This is a genomic window from Sphingobium sp. FG58 (genome assembly GCF_057809055.1).
The window spans coordinates 119,885-137,991 of sequence record NZ_JBMDJF010000005.1; the positions used below are offsets into that span (position 1 = coordinate 119,885).

An 18,107-nucleotide genomic window follows, 5' to 3' on the forward strand; every position below is an offset into this window, starting at 1 on the left:
GGTCAATTTCCGCAGCTCCTGGAGAGCGAGCTGGCGGAAATATCGTCAGCTCTGGTGGATGATGGTGAAGGACCGGCTCTGGAAAAACCATTGCCCGTCCTGCTTCACCAGTCTGTCATTATAACAGGCCCGCGCGCGCTTATCCTTGCCCGTTCCCGGCTCGGCATAGACTTCGGAGAAATAGGCGCGCGCCTCCGCCCGGTCGCCATCCACCCGGATCATGCCGGGATTGAGCAGAAAACTGAGCTGGGGATAATGGGGCATGGCGCTGGCCCATAACTCGACGATGGCGGCCTTGCCCGACACGATACCGAGTTCGGGATAATGCGACAGATCCCAATGGCTGTCCTCCACCCAGAGCGAGGCCCATAAATCGCGATCGACGCGATTGACCGCATCGGCATAGGTTTCCAGCAGTTCGCGAATGGCCAGTCGGTCCTCCAGGGGACCGGCAAAATTGCCGGGAAAATTCGCAGCCAAAACCTCTCTCCTCATCTTCTTTTGTAGGAGGATAGGCGGGGAGCGGACGCCCGGAACCTGCCGGAAATCGCAGGTCTTACCGATACTCGTCGCGCAAAAGGCGGCGCAAAATCTTGCCGGATGGATTGCGGGGCAAGTCGGTGCGGAAATCCACCGTCTTGGGTGCCTTATACGCCGCAATGCGTTCGCGCGCCCAGGCGATGAGTGTCGCGGGATCGGGGGTCTCGCCCGCGACCGGCACGACGATCGCCTTGACCGTCTCCCCCCACTTCGCGTCCGGCACGCCGATCACCGCGACATCGGCAACGGCAGGGTGGCTGTAGAGCGCATTTTCCACTTCCGCCGGATAGACATTCTCGCCCCCGGTGATGATCATGTCCTTGATCCGGTCGGCCAGGTAGAGATAGCCGTCCGCGTCCATCCAGCCCGCGTCGCCGGTGCGCAGCCAGCCGTCGGCGTCGATCGCTTCAGCGGTCGCGTCGGGCCGGTCGAAATAGCCTATCATATTGGCCTGCGACGCGACCAATATCTCGCCAATCGCACCGGGCGGCAGCGTATCGCCGCCCTCGCCCGCGATCCGCACCTTCACGCCGGGCAGCGGCAGGCCGATGCCGCGCATCCGCTCGCTCCCCTGCGGATCATGGTCCTGCGGCGGCAGGCCGATGATGGTGCCGGCCGTTTCGGTCATGCCGTACATTTGCGCAAAGCCGCAGCCGATGACGGCGATCGCCTGCCGCAACAGATCGAGCGGGATCGCCGACCCGCCATAGCAGATGGTCCGCAGGAAACTGAAATCGGTATCAGCCGCAGCGGGATGGTCGCACAATATGCGCAGCGCCGTCGGCACCAGCATGATCTTGCTGATGCGGAAGGTCACGAGCAGGTCCAGCACGCGCGCGGGATCGAACTCGCGGACCACCACGCCCTTCGCGCCATGCTGAAGCGTCCACAGCCCCCAGCCCGATCCGCTGATGTGGAAGATCGGCATCGCGATCAGCGACACGTCCGCCGCGGTCCAGCGATACCAGTCTGGCAAATCCGGCTCCGACGCGCGCAGGCCCAGCAGGCTGCGGTTGGAGAGCATCGCCCCCTTGGGTTTGCCGGTGGTGCCGGACGTATAGAGTATCAGCACGGCATCGTCATAACCGCCGTCGCGGCGCGGATCAGTATCAGGCTGCGCGTCGCGCCAGTCAGCAAAGAGCAGGTGATCGTCGCAGGGATCGGTCAGCAGGACCGTAGCCCCCTGCCCCGCCACCCGGTCGAGAAATTCCGGTTCCACCAGGATCAGGCAAGGGCGCGCATCGGCCAATATATAGGCGACCTCCGGCGCGGCGAGCCGCCAGTTGACCGGCACGGTAACCAGGCCCGCCTTCGCCCCGCCCAGCCAGAAGCCGAAATAGTCATCGCGATTCTTGCCTAGATAGGCGACGCGATCACCCGGCGCATAGCCCGCCGCGATCAGCGCATTGGCGACCTGGCTCGCCTGCCGGTCGAGCGCAGCATAGCTGGTCTCGCGCCCTTCGAAAATCAGGGCGACGGCATCGGGCGTCGCGTCGGCGTGCGCCCGGACATGATCCGCTATAGTGATGACGCTCGTCCCCATGGTCCCTCCGCTTGGACGCCTTGCATAGCGCAAAAAGGCGCGCCGTCGCCCTGTCACAATCGCTAAGCAGGCCAGCTTACCCTGACGCTTTTGCCAGTGCAGCCCGTCACATATGCCGGTAAACAGGCAGGTGAATGAAGAGACTTAGGAAAAGGATGCCGTCATGGACATTGGTCTGAAAGGGCGCAAAGCCATATTGGCAGGGGCCAATGCCAGCATCGGCCGGGCGGTGGCGAAAGTTCTGGCCGCCGAAGGCTGCGACGTGGCGCTGTGCGGGCGGACGCAGGACAAAGTCGATAGCGTCGTCGCCGAAGTGCAGGCGCTCGGCGTGCGCGGCATCGGCGCGTCGGTGGACGTGACCGATGCAGAGGCCTTCCCCAACTGGGTCGCCAGCGCCGCGGAGCAACTGGGCGGGTGCGATATCTTCATTTCCTTCGTCTCGGTCAATCCGGGGGTCGATACGCCCGAAGCCTGGACCACGGTGCTGAACGGCGACATTTTGCCGCTGGTGCGCGGCATCCACGCCGCCCTGCCCGCGCTGGAACAGTCCGATGCCGGGTCGATCGTCACCATATCCTCCACGGGCGCGCTGGAGGAGTTTATGGGACCGCAGCCCTATAATGCAATGAAGGCCGCAGTGATCAACTACAGCGCCGCGCTGGCGCAGAAGCACGCGCCGCAGGGATTGCGGGTCAATTGCGTGTCCCCTGGCCCGGTCTATACCGATGACGGTCCGTGGGCCTATATCAAGGAACATATGGCCGATTTCCACGACGGCATCCTCAAGCAAATCCCGTTCGGTCGGATGGGTACGGGCGAAGAACTGGCCAAGGCGATCGCCTTCATCGCCTCGCCCGCCTGCCGCTACATGACTGGGGCCAATGTGCTGATCGACGGCGGCCTGACCAAGGGCGTGCAATATTGAGCGAGGCGGCAATGATGAGCGAGACGCAGCCTGCCCGCATCAATTGCGTGCTGATCGTCGGTGGTCTCTATCACGACATGGATTTCGCCCGGCTGGAATTGCTCAAGCTGCTGGCCGACGATCCGCGCGTGCGGACCCGCGTGTTCGAGGATTATGGCCATCTCGACGCCATCCTCGCCGCCGATATGCTGATCACTTACACCTGCGACGTCGTGCCGCCGCTGCCCGCGCAGGAAGCGCTGCGGCAGTGGGTGAACGATGGCGGGCGCTGGTATGCGTTGCACGGCACCAATTCGGTGCTGCGCCTGTTCGACAATGGCCTCTATGGCAGCCCGCGCTGGGCGCCGCTGATGATGGAAACACTCGGCAGCCAGTTCATCGCCCACCCGCCGATCGCGCCCTACCGGGTCGATGTGGCCGACCCCGACCATGTGCTGACGCGCGGCATCGCACCGTTCGAGACGACCGACGAGCTCTATCTGATGGAGCGGCATGGCGACCTGCACGTCCTGCTCGACACCGAATTTGCGGGCGAAGCGACCGGCTTTGACGAACATGACTGGGCGCAGGATCGGCACCCGGTGATGTATATCAAAGCGCAGGGCAAGGGCGCGGTGCTGTACAATACGCTCGGCCATTGTCGCGGCCATTATGACATGCAGCCCTTCCTCGACTGGTGGCCCACCGTCGATCGCTGCGCCTGGAACCTGCCGGTCTTTTACGATCTGCTGCGGCGGGGGATAGACTGGTGCAAGGATGAGGAGGCTTGAGGCTGGAGGGTTCTTTCCTCCCCCAAAAGTCCGTTCGTCCTGAGTAGCCATTGAGCGAAGTCGAAATGGCGTATCGAAGGATGCGTATGGGCGCGATGCTTCGATACTTGAACAGGTGAACCATCCCCCGGATGGTTCAGGATCGTCCGGGGGACGATCCGACCTGTTCAACTTCGACTTCGCTCAGTCCCTACTCAGCACAAACGGTGAAAGTTTGGGTACATAATTTTATTTCAAATCAATTGTTTAACCGGCATATCCTCCGCACCTGGCGCTTCATCCGGCACCGCGACCTCGATCCACCCATCCGCGCTTTCGCGCCAGGGGTAGAGTTTGAGCGGCTTGTAATCCGCCCCGCCCAGACATGCGCCATTATCGAGCTTGAAGCGCGCGCCGTGCAGCGGACACATCACCGCGCCGCGCCGCACCCGTCCACCCGGCGCCAGTTCCGCTGCGGCATGGCTGCAACGGTTGATCAGCGCATGGACCTTCCCCTCATCCTTGCAGATCAGCACGGGCCAGCCATTGACGAGAAAGGGCAGCATCGCCCGTTCTTCGACGGCACTCGCCTCTACCACCCGATGATAGCTCTCCGTCATGGCCGATCCGCTGCGCGACTGGTCAGCGCAATATAAGCGACTATGTCATGGTCGGTGTCGCCAAGCAGCGTGGCCAGCGTCATCACCCGCTTGAACGCCTGCCCCACCATCAGCTCCTCGGTCGTGCCGATGCCGCCATGCAGCTGCACCGCCTCCTCGCCCACCTGCATCGCGCTCTGGGCGATATAGGCCTTGGCCCCCATGACCGCAGCGGCGCAGGTCGCGCCATCGGCGGCGGCGGCGCGGTAGAGATGCGATCGGCTGAGTTCGACGCGGGCATAGCAATCGGCCATGCGGTGCTGGATCGCCTGAAAGCTGCCGATCGGCTGGCCAAATTGCTGGCGCGTCTTGATATAGTCGAGCGTGGCGGCAAACATCATGTCCATCAGCCCCAGCAATTCACCGCAAATGGCAAGCCGCGCCTGATCCAGAGTCTGCGCCAATGCCGCCTCCCCGCCCGCCATGGGCTGGGCCGGCGTGTCGACAAATTGCACATCGGCGGCGATAGACCCATCGACCAGCCGGTAGGGGGTAATGGTGATGCCCGGAGCATTGGCCTCAACCAGATGAAGCGTCAGCGCCCCCTCCCCCGTCCGCGTCGCGACCAGCAGATGATCGGCATAGCTGCCGCCCAGTACCATCTGCTTGGTGCCACTGATCCGGCCGTCATGGACACGGGTTTTGATGCCATCCAGGTCGAAGCGCGCCTGCCGCTCGAACAGGGCAGCGGCGACGATCGCCTCGCCCGCTGCGATGGCGGGGAGCAGCGTCGCCTTCTGGCTATCCGTCCCCGCCGCCGCGACCAAGCCAGCCCCCAATATGATCGCAGGCAGCACCGGCTCTACAACGACACAGCGGCCCAGCGCCTCCATGACCGTAATGATATCAACCGCCGACCCGCCAAATCCGCCCGCTTCCTCCGGCAGGGCAAAGGCCAGCAGGCCGGTTTCCGCCAGCATCGCCCAGTTGGCGTCGGCAAAGCCGCGCGGTTCGCGCAGATAGGCAAGGCGGCGGGCAGCGTCATACCTGTCCGCGCCGAACCGGTCGACCAGATCGCGAAGCATGGCCTGCTCTTCGCTGAGATCGAAATTCAAGCCACCATCCCCCGGTCTGTCATGGTTGGCGCGCGTCCTGCGCTGCCCCGCTGTTGCTGTTCCATGACGCTTTTATGCACGGTGGGCGGGCGCGGCGTTGACTGGGCTTTCCGCTAGGTTCTTGATCCTGTCGCGTGAGCGGAAAAACCTATCGCTAGTCATAGGTTTTGCCGCTTGTCGCAGCCGTGCAGCAGGAATAGCATCATCGCTATGGAGAGATCAGGTGACATGCTCGTCGCCGCCCGGTCCGACAATGGGGACGCTGCAAAGACAGTGACCGATTTTCGCATGGGCAGGCAGGTTCCAACCGCGATTCAGACGGCCGCCGACATTCGGCCCGCTGCCGAAGCGCTACGCGACATTGCCCGCGAACTGGGCAATTTCCGCGTCGCCGCCTGCGCCAATATAGCCTCCCGATCCCCCATGACCGACGCCGATGGCGACGTACTGGCCAGCGGCGTGTTCGGTTGGCCCGCGACCAAGGAACAATGGTGGCAAAAGCCGCTGCTGGCACTCAGCTCACCGCTGACCTTCGCCTGTCGCTATGAAAATGAACCCTTCTGGGCCAATGCCCATGGCATCCACACCCGCGCGCCCAATCCCCTGCTCGACCAGATCGACCTCAGTCTTTTCCAGGGCGAAGTGAATGCGAACGCAGTCATCTGCGTGCCGGTCCATATGTCCTTCGGCCAGATCGCGGCGATCAGCTTCTCGCCCTTCAACGACAAGCGCGACGATCTGAGCAAGGAATTCGATCTTTACAGCGATCAGCTGGAATATCACGCCCGGCGCTTCGTCCACGGCTATACCCGCGTATCGAGCCAGCGCCCCTGGATTCCCAAGAATTGCCGCCTGTCCAAGCGGGAGGTCGAATGTCTGCGCTGGGCAGCTGTTGGCAAGACCGATGTGGAAATCGCCCTGATCCTGGAGCGCAGCTGCGCCACGGTGCGCTTCCACATCCACAATGCCGCGATCAAGCTGGAAGCCGTCAACCGCAGCCAGACCGTGTTCAAGGCGACCCAGCTTGGCTATCTGGGCAATGTCGCCGCCGTGATGGTCCCCCATCCGCAGATCGAGGCGCAGGTCGCCGCGAAATAAGCTCCCTCCCCCTTGGGACACCGCATGGGCCAGCCGGGCGACCGGCTGGTCTTTTTTTCGTCTGATTATGTCAAATCTTCGTCATCCCCGCGAAGGCGGGAATCCATCTCCCAGCTTATCACTTTGATTTTAGGTCTGGAGATGGATCCCCGCCTTCGCGGGGATGACAAGAAAATAAGTGGAGGATGCTCTTCACCCCCCTCCCCGCGCGGCGGAAGATGTTCAATGACCAACCTATGCTTTCTTACAGAAGCCTTTGCCCCTTCTCCTTCCCATAGTGGCCCGACACAAGGATGAGAGGGTTAGGACGTTGGGCGCATCTGCCATTGCCGAAGGACTGTTCCGGGAGACGCCCGAACCGACCCTGATCGGCGGCCGCCATCGTGAGACGGGACGGATCGTCTTTCCCTGCCCTGACGATGGCGCGCGCTGGGAGGCGGTGGATCTACCGCGTCGGGGGACGCTCTGGTCCTGGACGGTGCAGCGGTTTCGTCCCAAGTCGCCGCCCTATACCGGGCCGGAGGATTTTACCCCCTTCGCCATCGGCTATGTCGAATTGCCTGGCGCGACGATCGTCGAGACGCAACTGACCGGGGTAGATTTTGACCGGCTGACGATCGGCATGGCTATGGAATTGACGACCATGTCCTTTTCCACCGATGCGGAAGGCAACGAAGTCCGCCTCTACGCCTTCACCCCCGTGACGGAGGGCTGAGCGGTGCAGGACGTCTATATCATAGGGATCGGCATCCACCCCTTCGGTCGCACGGACGGGATGAGCGGTTTGCAGCAGGGCGCGAACGCCGCGCGCGCGGCCATGGCCGACGCGGGGCTGGAATGGCCCGACATGCAATTCGGTTTCGGCGGATCGGACTCTGCGGGCAATGCCGACACGATCGTCAACGAACTGGGGCTAACCGGCCTGCCCTTCATCAACGTCAAAAATGGCTGCGCCACCGGCGGGTCGGCGCTGATCGGGTCATGGCAGGCGATCGCATCGGGCGCGCATGATGTCGGCATCGCCATCGGCTTCGACAAGCATCCGCGCGGCGCGTTCAACGCTCTGCCCGCCGAATATAGCCTGCCCGAATGGTATGGCGAAGCGGGCTTCATGGTGACGACCCAGTTTTTCGCGATGAAGCTGCAACGCTATATGGCGCTGCACGGCATCAGCCCGACCTCGCTCGGTCGCGTCGCGGAGAAGGCGTTTCGTAATGCCGTTCATGCCGACCATGCCTGGCGTCGATCGCCAGTCGATATCGACACCATCCTGAACGCCCAGATGATCAGCGACCCGCTGACCAAATATATGTTCTGTTCGCCTGCCGAAGGTGGCGTCGCGCTGGTATTGGCGAGTGCGAAGAAGGCCCGCGAACTGGGGCGCGATCAGGTGCGGATCAAGGCCGCCGTCGTGCGGACGCGCCCCCCCGGATCGTTCGAGGTGTTCGCGCCCTGCATGGACATAGAGCGCGGCGGCGCGCCGACCCTGCTCGCCAGCAAGGCGGCCTATGAAATGGCCGGGATCGGCCCGCAGGATATCGATCTTGCCCAGTTGCAGGACACCGAGTCCGGTGCTGAAATCATGCACATGGCCGAAAACGGCTTTTGTGGCGATGGTGATCAGGAAGAATGGCTGGCCAATGGCTGGACCAATATTGACGGCCGCTTGCCGGTGAACACCGATGGCGGCTGCCTCGCCTGTGGCGAGCCGATCGGCGCGTCGGGCCTGCGGCAGGTCTATGAAAATGCGCTGCAACTGCGCGGGCTTGGCGGCGGGCGGCAGGTGCCGGGCAAACCGCGCACCGCTTACTCCCATGTTTACGGCGCACCGGGCATTTCCGGCGTGACCATATTGGAACGATAAGATGGACCTGGATTTTTCCCCGCAGGATCAAGCGTTCCGCGCCGAGGTTCGCCACTTTCTGGACGAGCATCTGCCCCAGCATCTGCGTGAGGGGATGCGCGGCACGCCCGGCGTGTTCGTGGAGCCGGACATTGGCGGCGAGTGGCAGGCGATTCTGCACGCCAAGGGCTGGCTGGCCTATAACTGGCCGGTCGCCTGCGGCGGCACCGGATGGACGCCGATCCAGCGCTATATTTTCGAGAAGGAATGCGCGCTGGCCGACGCGCCCAGCCTGCCGGTACTGAGCCTGAAACTGCTGGGGCCGGTGATCTGCCGCTTCGGCACGGAGGAGCAGAAAGCGCGCATATTGCCGCGCATATTGGACGGCACCGATTTCTGGTGTCAGGGCTTTTCCGAACCCGGTTCCGGCTCCGATCTCGCCAGCCTGCGGACGCGGGCGGAGCGGCGCGGCGATCATTATGTCGTCAACGGGCGCAAGCTGTGGACCACCCACGCCCACCATGCGACCCATATCTTCTGCCTCGCCAAGACCGACCCCGCCGCCAAGCCGCAGCGCGCGATCAGCTTCCTGTTGATCGACATGGCGCAGCCGGGGATAGAGGTACGGCCGATCATCGGGCTGGCGGGCGATCATGAGGTCAATGAGGTATTTCTGGACGACGCCGTCACCCCGGCCAGCGAATTGGTGGGCGAAGAAGGTCAGGGCTGGACCATCGCCAAATTCCTGCTGGAAAATGAACGGGGCGGCGCGTGCCATGCGCCCAAATTGCTGTCCGACATCGCCCGGCTGCGCAAGGCGGCAGGTGCGGAGCCGGACGGCAAGGGCGGCTGCATGAGCGACGACCCCCATTATATGGCGCGGCTGGCGCGGGCCGAGCTGGAGGCGCAGGCGCTGGAAATGACCGAGATGCGGGTACTGGCGGAAATGGCCAAGGGACTGCCGCCCGGACCGCAGACATCGCTGTCCAAACTGGTCGCCTCCACCCTGCGGCAACAGGTCGACGGGCTGGCGGTGCAGCTTTACGGCTATGCCGGGATCGCGCTGGAGGGGCAAAGGCCGCTCTATGGCAATCAGGCGCCGCCCGCGCTGCATGGTAAGGCCGCGCAACTCGCCGCGCCCCGCTATCTCAATTCACGTGCCTGGACCATCTTTGGCGGGACCAATGAAGTTCAGCGCAATATCATAGCGAAAACGGTTCTGGGGCTGTGACCGACAGAATCAATCGATTGGGAGAGACGATATGCAATTGAGCCGCGAGGCACTGATCCGGGCCTATCGTCAGATGAAGACGATCCGCCTGTTCGAGGAGCGCCTGCACGACGAAATCGCGCTGGGCGAGATTGCCGGCTTCACCCATCTCTACGCGGGCCAGGAAGCCTGCGCGGTGGGCGTGTGCGAACATCTGGGGCCGACTGATTACATTATCTCCACCCACAGAGGCCATGGCCATTGCATTGCCAAAGGGTGCGACGTCATTGCGATGATGAAGGAGATTTACGGGTCACGCGATGGCCTGTGCAAGGGCAAGGGCGGATCGATGCACATTGCCGACATGAATGTCGGGATGCTGGGCGCGAACGGCATTGTCGGCGCAGGCGCGCCGATCGCGGTGGGCGCGGGCATCACGGCCAAGAGCAACGGCACCGTCTCGATCGCCTTTTCCGGCGACGGCGCCTGCAACCAGGGTACGACGTTCGAGGCGATGAACATGGCGGTGGTGCTGAAACTGCCGGTCATCTTCGTGTTCGAGAATAACCATTATTCCGAACATACCGGCGAAGCCTATGCCGTAGGTGCAGAGAGCATGACGGCCCGGTCGGCCGCGTTCGGAATGAAGGCAATCAAGGCCAACGGCATCGATTTCTTCAGCGTCTATGAAGCGATGCGCGAGCTGATCGACTATTGCAAGGCAGGCAATGGCCCCGCCTCGATCGAGCTGGATTGCGAGCGTTTCTACGGCCATTTCGAGGGCGATCCGCAGCGCTATCGCGGACCGGGCGAACTGGATCGCATCCGCGAGGAGCGCGACTGCCTCAAGACATTCCGGACCAAGGTGACGGAGGCCAAGCTGCTGGAAGGGGCCGAGCTGGACAGGGTGGACGCGGAAGTCACCGACCTGATCGACCGGGCCGTGGCGGAAGCCAAGCAGGCCGACCGGCCAACCCCGCAGGACGTCCTGCAAGACGTCTATATCAGCTACTGACGCCAGGAGGATCGACATATGGCAATCAAGATGATCCGCGACGTCATTCGCGACACGATCGACGCGGAAATGGCGCGAGACGACAGCCTGATCATGCTGGGCGAGGATATTGTCGGCGGCAATGGCGCGCCCGGCGGGCCGGAGGCGATCGGCGGCATCTGGGGCACGTCCGGCGGGCTATGGGCCAAATATGGCGCGGACCGGGTTATCGACACGCCGATTTCAGAAAGCGCCATCATCGGCGCGGCTGCGGGCGCGGCGCTGACGGGCAAGCGGGCGATAGCGGAGATCATGTTCGCCGACTTTATCGGCGTGTGCATGGACCAGATCTGGAATCAGGTCGCCAAGTTCCGTTACATGTTCGGCGGCAAGACGACCTGCCCGCTGGTCATCCGTATGCCCTATGGCGCGGGCTTCAACGCCGCGCCCCAGCATAGCCAGGTGATCCACCAGTTCGTCACCGCCATGCCGGGGCTGAAGGTCGTGATGCCCTCCACCCCCGCCGACGCCAAGGGACTGCTGACCCAGGCGATCCGTGACGATGATCCGGTGATCTTCCTCGAGCATAAGGCGCTCTATGGCGTGAAGGGCGAGGTGCCGGACGGGGATTATGTCATCCCCTTCGGCCATGCCCGGCAGGTGACGCAGGGCGACGACATCACCATATTGGCCACCGGCATGATGGTGGGCTTTGCCGAGAAAGCTGCGGCGCAACTGGCGCAGGACGGCATCGGATGCGACATACTCGACCTGCGCACCACCAGCCCGCTGGACGAGGAAGCGATCCTCGACAGCGTCGAGCGGACGGGACGGCTGCTGATCGTCGATGAAGCGCCGCCGCGCTGTTCCTTTGCGACCGACCTGTCGGCACTGGTCGCGCAAAAGGCGTTCGCATCGCTGAAGGCACCGATCGACATGGTCACCGCGCCGCACAGCCCGGTGCCGTTCGCACGCGAACTTGAATCCGCCTATCTGCCTTCGCCCGACAAGATCGTGGCAAGTGCGGTGAAGCTCATGTCCTACCGGCGGGGATAAGCACATCATGGCCAATCTGCGCGCATTTGCGATGCCCAAATGGGGCATAGAGATGACCGAGGGCGTCGTTGCCGAATGGATGGTCGCCGAGGGTGTGCCGTTCAAGAAAGGCGACCTGCTCGCGCTCATCGAAACCGACAAGATCACCAATGAGGTCGAGGCGGAGGCCGACGGCATGTTCCCGCGCCTGATCGCCCAGACCGGCGGCACCTATGCGGTCGGCGAACTGATCGCTGTGCTGGCAGGACCGGACGAGGCGGTCAGCGCGGCTGATGTCGATGCCTTCGTCGCCGGGTTCAGGCCCGCCGACAGCAAGGTCGCGTCCAAGGCTGGCGGTGCGCCGCCGCCCCCTGCACCCGTCCCGGCAGCACCTGCGCCGGTCAAGGTCGCCATCGCCACCGACGCCCGGATCAGCCCGGCGGCGCGCGCTTTTGCGGAAGCTGAGGGCGTGGATATCAACGCGATCACCGGGTCCGGGCCGGACGGGCGGATCACCTTTCAGGATGTGCAGCAGGCCAGCCTGCCACCGATCACTATCGGTGGTGGCGCAACGGTGGACCTGACTCCGGTGGGCGAGACGTTGGGCAATGTGTTTGCCAGTCCGCTGGCGAAACGGTTGGCGGTGCAGCATGGCGTGGACCTGACCGGTATGACCGGCACGGGGCCAAAGGGGCGGATCGGCAAGGCGGACGTGCTGGCGCTGGTCAAGCCTGTTGCCGTGGCCCAAGCTACGCCCTCCGCACCGATCGCCTTTGCCCGTCCTGCCCCCGGCACGGCGGAGATCGTCAAAATGTCGCCGATGCGCAAGGCGATCGCCAAGGCGCTGAGCCACAGCAAATCGACCATCCCGCATTTCTATCTGCGCTCTGCTGTCAGGATCGACGCGATCCTGGGACTGCGGGCGCAGGCGAAGGCCGCGACCGGCGAAGCGCCCAGCATAAACGACTATATCGTGCGCGCCTGCGCGCTGGCGCTGGCGCGGCACCCCGACGTCAATGTGCAGGTGCATGGCGACGAGATCCATCGCTTCGGCAGTGCCGACATTGCGGTGGCGGTCGCAACCGACAAGGGGCTGATCACACCCATCGTGAAGGGCGCCGACACGCTGTCGGTCGCGGCGATTTCGCGGGAGGTCAAGACGCTGGCGGAAAAAGCGCGAACGGGGCGGTTGCAGCCGGACGAGTTTCAGGGCGGCAGTTTCTCGGTCAGCAACCTCGGCATGTTCGGCATCGACCAGTTCGACGCGATCATCAACCCGCCGCAGGGCGCGATCCTGGCGGTGGGCGCGGGTACGCGCCAGCCGATCGAGATCGGCAATGCGCTGGCCTTTGCCACCATCGTTCAATTCTCGCTCTCCTGCGACCATCGCGCGATCGATGGCGCAGTAGGCGCAGCCTTCATGCAGACGCTCAAAGGCCTGATCGAGGAACCGGCGCTGCTGGTGGGATAAGGGGTCGGGGGCCGTGGCAACGGCCCCCGTATCGTTCAGAGCCTGACGATCTGCTTGCCGCGATTGGCACCGGTGAACAGGCGGGCGAGCGCAGCGGGCGCTGCCTCAAACCCCTGCTGCTCATCCACCTGCCAGCGCAACCTGTCGGCCAGCACCAGCGCGGCGAGCCGGTCGCGCATCGCGGGCCAATGGGCCTGCTGGTCGAGGATGATGAACCCCTCCATCCGCGCGCGGCGCAGCACCAGATTGAAATAGTTGCCCGGCCCGGCAATCTGCCCGCCCTGCTCGTAGCGGCTGATCCCGCCACACAACACCACCCGCGCGCCGATAGCGAGGCGGGCGAGCATCGCGTCCAGCACCACGCCGCCGACATTGTCATAGACGATGTCGCAGCCCTTGGGGGCCAGCGCCTTCAACTGCTCTGCGACCTTGCCCTCGCGATAGTCGATGGCCGCGTCGAACCCTGCCTCCTGCACCAGCCAGGCGCATTTGTCCGGCCCGCCCGCTATGCCCATGACATGGCAGCCCGCGACCTTGGCCAACTGCCCGGCAACCGATCCGGTAGCACCTGCCGCGCCGGATACCACCACGACATCGCCCGCAACCGGGCAACCTATCTCGTAAAAGCCATGCCATGCGGTCAGGCCGGGAATGCCCAGCACCCCCAGCATTGCATAGGGCGGCAGGTCGGGATGGCAAATGTCGAAACCCTCGCCATCACTCACCAGATATTCGGTCCAGCCGGTCATCCCGGCGACCATCGTGCCGACCGGCCAGCGCCCGCCCCGGCTCTCGACCACTTCCGCCACGCCCATGCCGCGCATGACGTCGCCCAGCTCGATCGGTGCGACATAGCCGCCGAAATTTTCCATCCAGCCCTTTTGCGCCGGTTCAAACCCCAGCCAGCGGACGGCAAGCAGCATCTGCCCCTCCCCCGGCACCGGCATCGGCGCATCGACCAGCGCAAAATCGCCCTCCGCCAGAGCGCGTCCGACCGGGCGATCCGCCAAAAGCCATTGCCGCATGTCCATCCTGCTCCCTTTTGCCTGTCGGCGCTGTTGTCGTGGCGGCGATGCTTCGCCACAACTGCGCTTTCCGGCAGGCCTCGCCCGCGCCACGCCAACGCGCGATGCTGGTGGCGGAACTGGGGTCTTGTTCGGGCTCAGCCTTTAGTTGTTCGTTGCGCCTTCGCTGATCCAGCGACGGATCAGGGCGATGGTTGCTGCGTCCAGCGGAGGCGCGGCAAAGGGCATACGCGCGCCCTTCCCGCCTTTCTTCAAATGCGTGCCTTCCAGCTTCATGACCATGTAACTGGTATCAGGCTTTTTGGGATCGACCAGCAGCCAGGCGCTTTCGCCCGATTTGCGCTTGAACAGGCTGGCATAGGCCGCCTTGGGATGGAGCGCGAGATTACCCGCCTCCTGACCCGTCAAATGGCATACGGCGCAGCGTGTCTTAAGCGTCGGCGCGATGTCAGCGGCGAAGCTGACCGGCTTGGCCGCCGCCGGTGTCGCCAGCAGCATGGCGAGAGCGAGGATCGGCCCTCTCATGCATTTGCTCCCGTGGCATGGCGGGCAGCGATATAGCCATAGGTCAGGGCCAGGCCGATCGTGCCACCCGCGCCATAATAGGCCCCGCGCGATGGCGATGCGATGCAGTTGCCTGCGCCATAAAGACCGGGGATCGGCGCGCCGCTGGCCGCCAGCACCTGCCCATGCTCGTTGATGCGCGGCCCGCCATTGGTATCGAGTGCGCCCGCCGCCAGGATGAAAGCGTAATAGGGGCCTTTGTCGGCGAAGGGGTGCATCGTCAGCGCGGGATAGGGATTGGCCGGGACTTTCGTGCCTTCGCGCGCGGCGGAAAACAGCTTGTGCCATTGCGTGTCGTAAAGGCGCGCACCGCGCCCAAATTCGGGGTCCTTGCCTGCCTTGGCATAGTCGTTGAACCGGGCGATACTGGCTTTGGTCGCCGCCCCGAACCCGGTATCGAGGCGCACGCCGCCAGTCTTTGGCGCAAGCGTAGCCAACCGCTTGTCGATATTGGCGACGAGCATGCCCCAGTTGTCGCCGCTGATCAGATAGGGGCTTTCTGCCACGTCCAGCGGATAGGGGAAAGCGCCGCCGAACCGGTCGAGCGATCGGCCGTCGAACAGCATGAACATCAGCTGGTTGGGATATTCTTCCTTGGACGGATCATAGGTGAAATGGGCGCGGGTGCGGTCATTATAGCTGCGCTTTTCATTGACGACGCGCTGGCCATATTTGTTGACCAGGATCATCGAATCCCCCGGCAGGACGAACGCCCCCATGCCGATCGCACGATTGGCGAGCGCCTCCTCCAGCACCACCTGCGTCCGCCATGCGGTGTCGAGCGCCCCCATCTTCGCGCCGACCGCCCCTGCGATGGCGATAAAGTCGCCAGTCGATCCGGGCATGGCGCACGCCCCATAAAGCGCCGTCTGGTGCAGGCCCACCAATTCGGTGTTGTGGGCATAGCCGCCCGTGCCGAAGATCACGCCCTTGGTCGCGCGGATGCGGATGATCTTACCGTCGCTTTCCGCCTCCGCGCCGATGACGCGATCCTTATCGACGATCAGCCGGGTGACGCGGGTATCGGTCAGGATCGGCAGCTTCTTCTTTTCCAGCCAGGCGGCCAGTTGCGCCGCCAGACTGCTGCCGCCCGCCGAGGAGCCGGAGCCAACCGCCGGCTCCAGCGCGCGGCCGGTCGGCGTCTTGTTGGTCGGCAGATGGTCGGCATAGTCGGGTGCCGGCTCGTCGACCTGAAACAGGCGGAACTGCTTGAACTGTACCGCGTCGATGGCACGCAGATGATCGACGGCTTTGCTGCCATTATCGTAAAAAGCCGCGATCAGTTGATAGTCGAGCGGGTCGAGACCGAGCGTTGGACTGGCGGGATCGAACTGCTGCGGATAGCTATATTGCGCCATATAGGCGATGGCGTCGGCGCGCTTGTCGTCAATGCCCTGCTGGCGGAAGATGAAATGGTTGCATATCCACGCGACGCCGCCAGACTTGCCGGTGGTGCCGCCGGTGATCGGCATTTTTTCCACCATCATGACCTTTGCGCCCGCACTGGCCGCTGTCACCGCAGCAGTCCCCGCCGCCGCGCCGCTGCCAACGCAGAGAATGTCGGTTTCATGGTCCCAGCCTGCCGTAGCCGCCTCCGCCCCGGTCAGCGGGGCCATGGCAGCCGCAGCCGCAAGGCCGGTGCCCGCCAGCATCGCACGGCGGTCCATCATAAGGCGATCTCTCTCGCGCATCGTCTCTCTCCCATCCGCTTGTCGAACGCGATGCTATGCCGGTATGCTGATCGCCGCGACTATTTCAAACGCTAGGGTGCAGCATGGATGATCTCCGCCGCGCGCCAGCCCAGCGCCATCGCGGGCGCATTGGTGTTGCCGGTGATCAGGCGCGGCATCACCGAACAATCGGCCACGCGCAGCCCCTCGACCCCATGGACGCGCAGCGACGGATCGACCACCGCGTCCCCCTCCGCGCCGATGCGGCAGGTCCCCACGCCATGCAGGCCGCTGGTCGAGAGCGACCGGAATGTGTCCAGCAGAGCGTCGTCATCCTGCACCTGCGCGCCGGGGATGAGTTCCTGCCCGACATCGTCGGCCAGCGCCGCCTGCGCCACATAGTCGCGCATCAGGCGGATGGAGGCGATGGCGGAGTGGCGATCCATCTCGCTGTCCAGCCAGTTCGGCATGATCGCCGCGCCGTCCGCGGGTTCCTGCCCCCTCACCTGGATCGTCCCTTCGCTGCTCTGGCGCAGCAGGGTGCCGGACACGGTGAGGCCCGGCCTTTTGTCGATATTGCCCAACGGCACCGGATCATTGTCATCGCCCAGCGCGAACATATAGCCGCTGAGATACAATTGCAGGTCGGTGCGCGGCCCGGTGACGCCGGTGGACAGGAAGGCGCCAACCTCGAACGGGCCAGTCGCCATCGGCCCGTCGTGGCGCAGATAATAGCGCGCGACCGACTGAACGAGGCCCAGCCCGTAGAAGCGCTGGCCGATGCCGCTGTTGCGCTTCAGGCGAAAGGGCATGGTGTAGGACAGATGCTCCAGCATGTGCCGCCCGACATGCGGGTTATGGTGCCGCACCGCGATGCCGCTGGCAGAGAGCGCATCGCCATCACCGATGCCGGATCGCTGCAGGATTTGCGGGCTTTCGACCGTCCCGGCACAGACGATCACCTCGCCATCGCAATCGACGCTGAAACGCCCGCGCGCATCATTGACCAAAGCCACGCCGACCGCACGCCCGTTGGACAGGCGCACATGACGCACCAGCGTATCGGTCAGCACATGGACATTGCGCCGCTTCATCGCGGGGCGCAGAAACACCTTCGCCCCGCTTTCGCGACGGCCCTTGCGGATATTGTGGCAATAATAGCCGACCCGGTCACCGACCACGCTGTTGAGATCATCGGTGCGTCGCAGGCCCATCTGCTCGCCCGCCGCGATCAGCCGTTCGGCCAGCGGATAGCGATAGGTGCGCGGCGTGACATGCACCGGGCCGCCCTGCCCCCGCAACGCGCTGCCACCCAGGCCATGATCCTCGATAGCGCGATAGGCGGCGATCATCGATCCGGCGTTCCAGCCGGTCGCGCCCGCCGCTTCCCAATCGTCATAATCTTGCGGTTCGCCCCGGCTCCAGATCATGCCGTTGATGGACGATGATCCGCCCAGCCCCTTGCCCCGGATCCACACTTCATGCGCGGCTTCATCCGGGCGGCGCGGCTGCGCGATCTGATAGGCCCAGATATGCGCCGGGCTGGAGACGAGCTTGGCGATCCCCTTGGGCATGGCGATCAGCGGCGAGCGATCCGGCCCGCCCGCCTCCACCAGCAGCACCCGGTTGCCCGGGTCGGCGGACAGGCGTTCGGCCAGCACGCAGCCGGCCGATCCTGCGCCGACGATGATATAGTCGAAACTTTCCGGCAGGTCAGCCATATCCT

The 18,107-nt window shown here is 64.1% G+C and carries 17 protein-coding genes; 9 read left to right on the forward strand and 8 right to left on the reverse strand.

Translation table 11 applies throughout. From position 1 onward, the window contains the following. Positions 1-45: 45 nt before the first annotated feature. A complete protein-coding gene (locus ACODR8_RS08535) occupies positions 46-480 on the reverse strand; it encodes a nuclear transport factor 2 family protein (RefSeq protein ID WP_489006851.1) in 435 nt (144 codons plus the stop codon). 76 nt (positions 481-556) lie between these two features. Continuing rightward, positions 557-2,083 carry a long-chain-fatty-acid--CoA ligase gene (locus ACODR8_RS08540; protein WP_489006852.1) on the reverse strand — a complete coding sequence of 509 codons (1,527 nt, stop codon included), beginning with the start codon at positions 2,081-2,083 and terminating at the stop codon, positions 557-559. 163 nt (positions 2,084-2,246) lie between these two features. Between ACODR8_RS08540 and ACODR8_RS08545 the strand changes: the two genes are divergently transcribed. After that, the gene (locus ACODR8_RS08545) at positions 2,247-3,008 is read left to right on the forward strand and encodes an SDR family NAD(P)-dependent oxidoreductase (protein ID WP_489006853.1); all 762 of its coding nucleotides are present in this window, start codon (positions 2,247-2,249) and stop codon (positions 3,006-3,008) included. Between the two features lie 14 nt (positions 3,009-3,022). After that, positions 3,023-3,778 (forward strand): ThuA domain-containing protein, encoded by a 756-nt coding sequence (locus tag ACODR8_RS08550; RefSeq protein ID WP_489006955.1) that lies wholly within the window; start codon positions 3,023-3,025, stop codon positions 3,776-3,778. A gap of 233 nt (positions 3,779-4,011) precedes the next feature. Here ACODR8_RS08550 and ACODR8_RS08555 read toward each other — a convergent pair whose 3' ends face one another. Together ACODR8_RS08555 and ACODR8_RS08560 are read right to left on the reverse strand one after the other, a co-directional pair. Then, positions 4,012-4,377, reverse strand: coding sequence for a Rieske (2Fe-2S) protein (locus ACODR8_RS08555; protein ID WP_489006854.1), 366 nt, complete (start codon positions 4,375-4,377; stop codon positions 4,012-4,014). After that, positions 4,374-5,471, reverse strand: coding sequence for an acyl-CoA dehydrogenase family protein (locus ACODR8_RS08560; protein WP_489006855.1), 1,098 nt, complete (start codon positions 5,469-5,471; stop codon positions 4,374-4,376). The genes ACODR8_RS08555 and ACODR8_RS08560 overlap by 4 nt, the downstream gene beginning before the upstream one ends. Before the next feature lie 210 nt (positions 5,472-5,681). Between ACODR8_RS08560 and ACODR8_RS08565 the strand changes: the two genes are divergently transcribed. The 7 genes from ACODR8_RS08565 to ACODR8_RS08595 all read left to right on the forward strand — a co-directional run bounded on the left by ACODR8_RS08565 (position 5,682) and on the right by ACODR8_RS08595 (position 13,122). Then, positions 5,682-6,569, forward strand: coding sequence for a helix-turn-helix transcriptional regulator (locus tag ACODR8_RS08565; protein ID WP_489006856.1), 888 nt, complete (start codon positions 5,682-5,684; stop codon positions 6,567-6,569). Positions 6,570-6,879: 310 nt separating this feature from the next. Then, on the forward strand, positions 6,880-7,284 hold the full coding sequence (locus tag ACODR8_RS08570; protein ID WP_489006857.1) for a Zn-ribbon domain-containing OB-fold protein: 405 nt from the start codon (positions 6,880-6,882) through the stop codon (positions 7,282-7,284). Positions 7,285-7,344: 60 nt separating this feature from the next. Continuing rightward, positions 7,345-8,433, forward strand: coding sequence for a thiolase family protein (locus tag ACODR8_RS08575; protein ID WP_489006956.1), 1,089 nt, complete (start codon positions 7,345-7,347; stop codon positions 8,431-8,433). Position 8,434: 1 nt separating this feature from the next. Beyond that, complete coding sequence (locus tag ACODR8_RS08580; protein WP_489006858.1) at positions 8,435-9,643, forward strand: acyl-CoA dehydrogenase family protein; 1,209 nt, start codon at positions 8,435-8,437, stop codon at positions 9,641-9,643. A 31-nt stretch (positions 9,644-9,674) separates the two neighbouring features. Next, the gene (locus tag ACODR8_RS08585; RefSeq protein ID WP_489006859.1) at positions 9,675-10,637 is read left to right on the forward strand and encodes a thiamine pyrophosphate-dependent dehydrogenase E1 component subunit alpha; all 963 of its coding nucleotides are present in this window, start codon (positions 9,675-9,677) and stop codon (positions 10,635-10,637) included. Between the two features lie 18 nt (positions 10,638-10,655). Then, complete coding sequence (locus ACODR8_RS08590) at positions 10,656-11,672, forward strand: alpha-ketoacid dehydrogenase subunit beta (RefSeq protein ID WP_119743887.1); 1,017 nt, start codon at positions 10,656-10,658, stop codon at positions 11,670-11,672. A gap of 7 nt (positions 11,673-11,679) precedes the next feature. Next, positions 11,680-13,122 (forward strand): dihydrolipoamide acetyltransferase family protein, encoded by a 1,443-nt coding sequence (locus ACODR8_RS08595; RefSeq protein ID WP_489006860.1) that lies wholly within the window; start codon positions 11,680-11,682, stop codon positions 13,120-13,122. Positions 13,123-13,157: 35 nt separating this feature from the next. Here ACODR8_RS08595 and ACODR8_RS08600 read toward each other — a convergent pair whose 3' ends face one another. The 4 genes from ACODR8_RS08600 to ACODR8_RS08615 all read right to left on the reverse strand — a co-directional run bounded on the left by ACODR8_RS08600 (position 13,158) and on the right by ACODR8_RS08615 (position 18,102). Then, on the reverse strand, positions 13,158-14,147 hold the full coding sequence (locus ACODR8_RS08600; protein ID WP_489006861.1) for an NADP-dependent oxidoreductase: 990 nt from the start codon (positions 14,145-14,147) through the stop codon (positions 13,158-13,160). 144 nt (positions 14,148-14,291) lie between these two features. Further along, complete coding sequence (locus tag ACODR8_RS08605) at positions 14,292-14,672, reverse strand: hypothetical protein (RefSeq protein WP_489006862.1); 381 nt, start codon at positions 14,670-14,672, stop codon at positions 14,292-14,294. Then, entirely contained in the window at positions 14,669-16,402 is a 1,734-nt protein-coding gene (locus ACODR8_RS08610) for an FAD-dependent oxidoreductase (protein ID WP_489006863.1), read from the reverse strand. Before ACODR8_RS08610 ends, ACODR8_RS08605 begins: the two co-directional genes overlap by 4 nt. A 71-nt stretch (positions 16,403-16,473) precedes the next feature. Then, on the reverse strand, positions 16,474-18,102 hold the full coding sequence (locus ACODR8_RS08615; protein WP_489006864.1) for a GMC family oxidoreductase: 1,629 nt from the start codon (positions 18,100-18,102) through the stop codon (positions 16,474-16,476). Between the last annotated feature and the right edge of the window lie 5 nt (positions 18,103-18,107).

Bases quoted from the DNA above. Each gene is read 5' to 3' on its own strand.
- ACODR8_RS08540 (WP_489006852.1), bottom strand. From the start codon at position 2,083: ATGGGGACGAGCGTCATCACTATAGCGGATCATGTCCGGGCGCACGCC.
- ACODR8_RS08545 (WP_489006853.1), top strand. From the start codon at position 2,247: ATGGACATTGGTCTGAAAGGGCGCAAAGCCATATTGGCAGGGGCCAAT.
- ACODR8_RS08550 (WP_489006955.1), top strand. From the start codon at position 3,023: ATGAGCGAGACGCAGCCTGCCCGCATCAATTGCGTGCTGATCGTCGGT.
- ACODR8_RS08555 (WP_489006854.1), bottom strand. From the start codon at position 4,377: ATGACGGAGAGCTATCATCGGGTGGTAGAGGCGAGTGCCGTCGAAGAA.
- ACODR8_RS08565 (WP_489006856.1), top strand. From the start codon at position 5,682: ATGGAGAGATCAGGTGACATGCTCGTCGCCGCCCGGTCCGACAATGGG.
- ACODR8_RS08575 (WP_489006956.1), top strand. From the start codon at position 7,345: ATGAGCGGTTTGCAGCAGGGCGCGAACGCCGCGCGCGCGGCCATGGCC.
- ACODR8_RS08580 (WP_489006858.1), top strand. From the start codon at position 8,435: ATGGACCTGGATTTTTCCCCGCAGGATCAAGCGTTCCGCGCCGAGGTT.
- ACODR8_RS08585 (WP_489006859.1), top strand. From the start codon at position 9,675: ATGCAATTGAGCCGCGAGGCACTGATCCGGGCCTATCGTCAGATGAAG.
- ACODR8_RS08590 (WP_119743887.1), top strand. From the start codon at position 10,656: ATGGCAATCAAGATGATCCGCGACGTCATTCGCGACACGATCGACGCG.
- ACODR8_RS08595 (WP_489006860.1), top strand. From the start codon at position 11,680: ATGGCCAATCTGCGCGCATTTGCGATGCCCAAATGGGGCATAGAGATG.
- ACODR8_RS08600 (WP_489006861.1), bottom strand. From the start codon at position 14,147: ATGCGGCAATGGCTTTTGGCGGATCGCCCGGTCGGACGCGCTCTGGCG.
- ACODR8_RS08605 (WP_489006862.1), bottom strand. From the start codon at position 14,672: ATGAGAGGGCCGATCCTCGCTCTCGCCATGCTGCTGGCGACACCGGCG.
- ACODR8_RS08610 (WP_489006863.1), bottom strand. From the start codon at position 16,402: ATGCGCGAGAGAGATCGCCTTATGATGGACCGCCGTGCGATGCTGGCG.
- ACODR8_RS08615 (WP_489006864.1), bottom strand. From the start codon at position 18,102: ATGGCTGACCTGCCGGAAAGTTTCGACTATATCATCGTCGGCGCAGGA.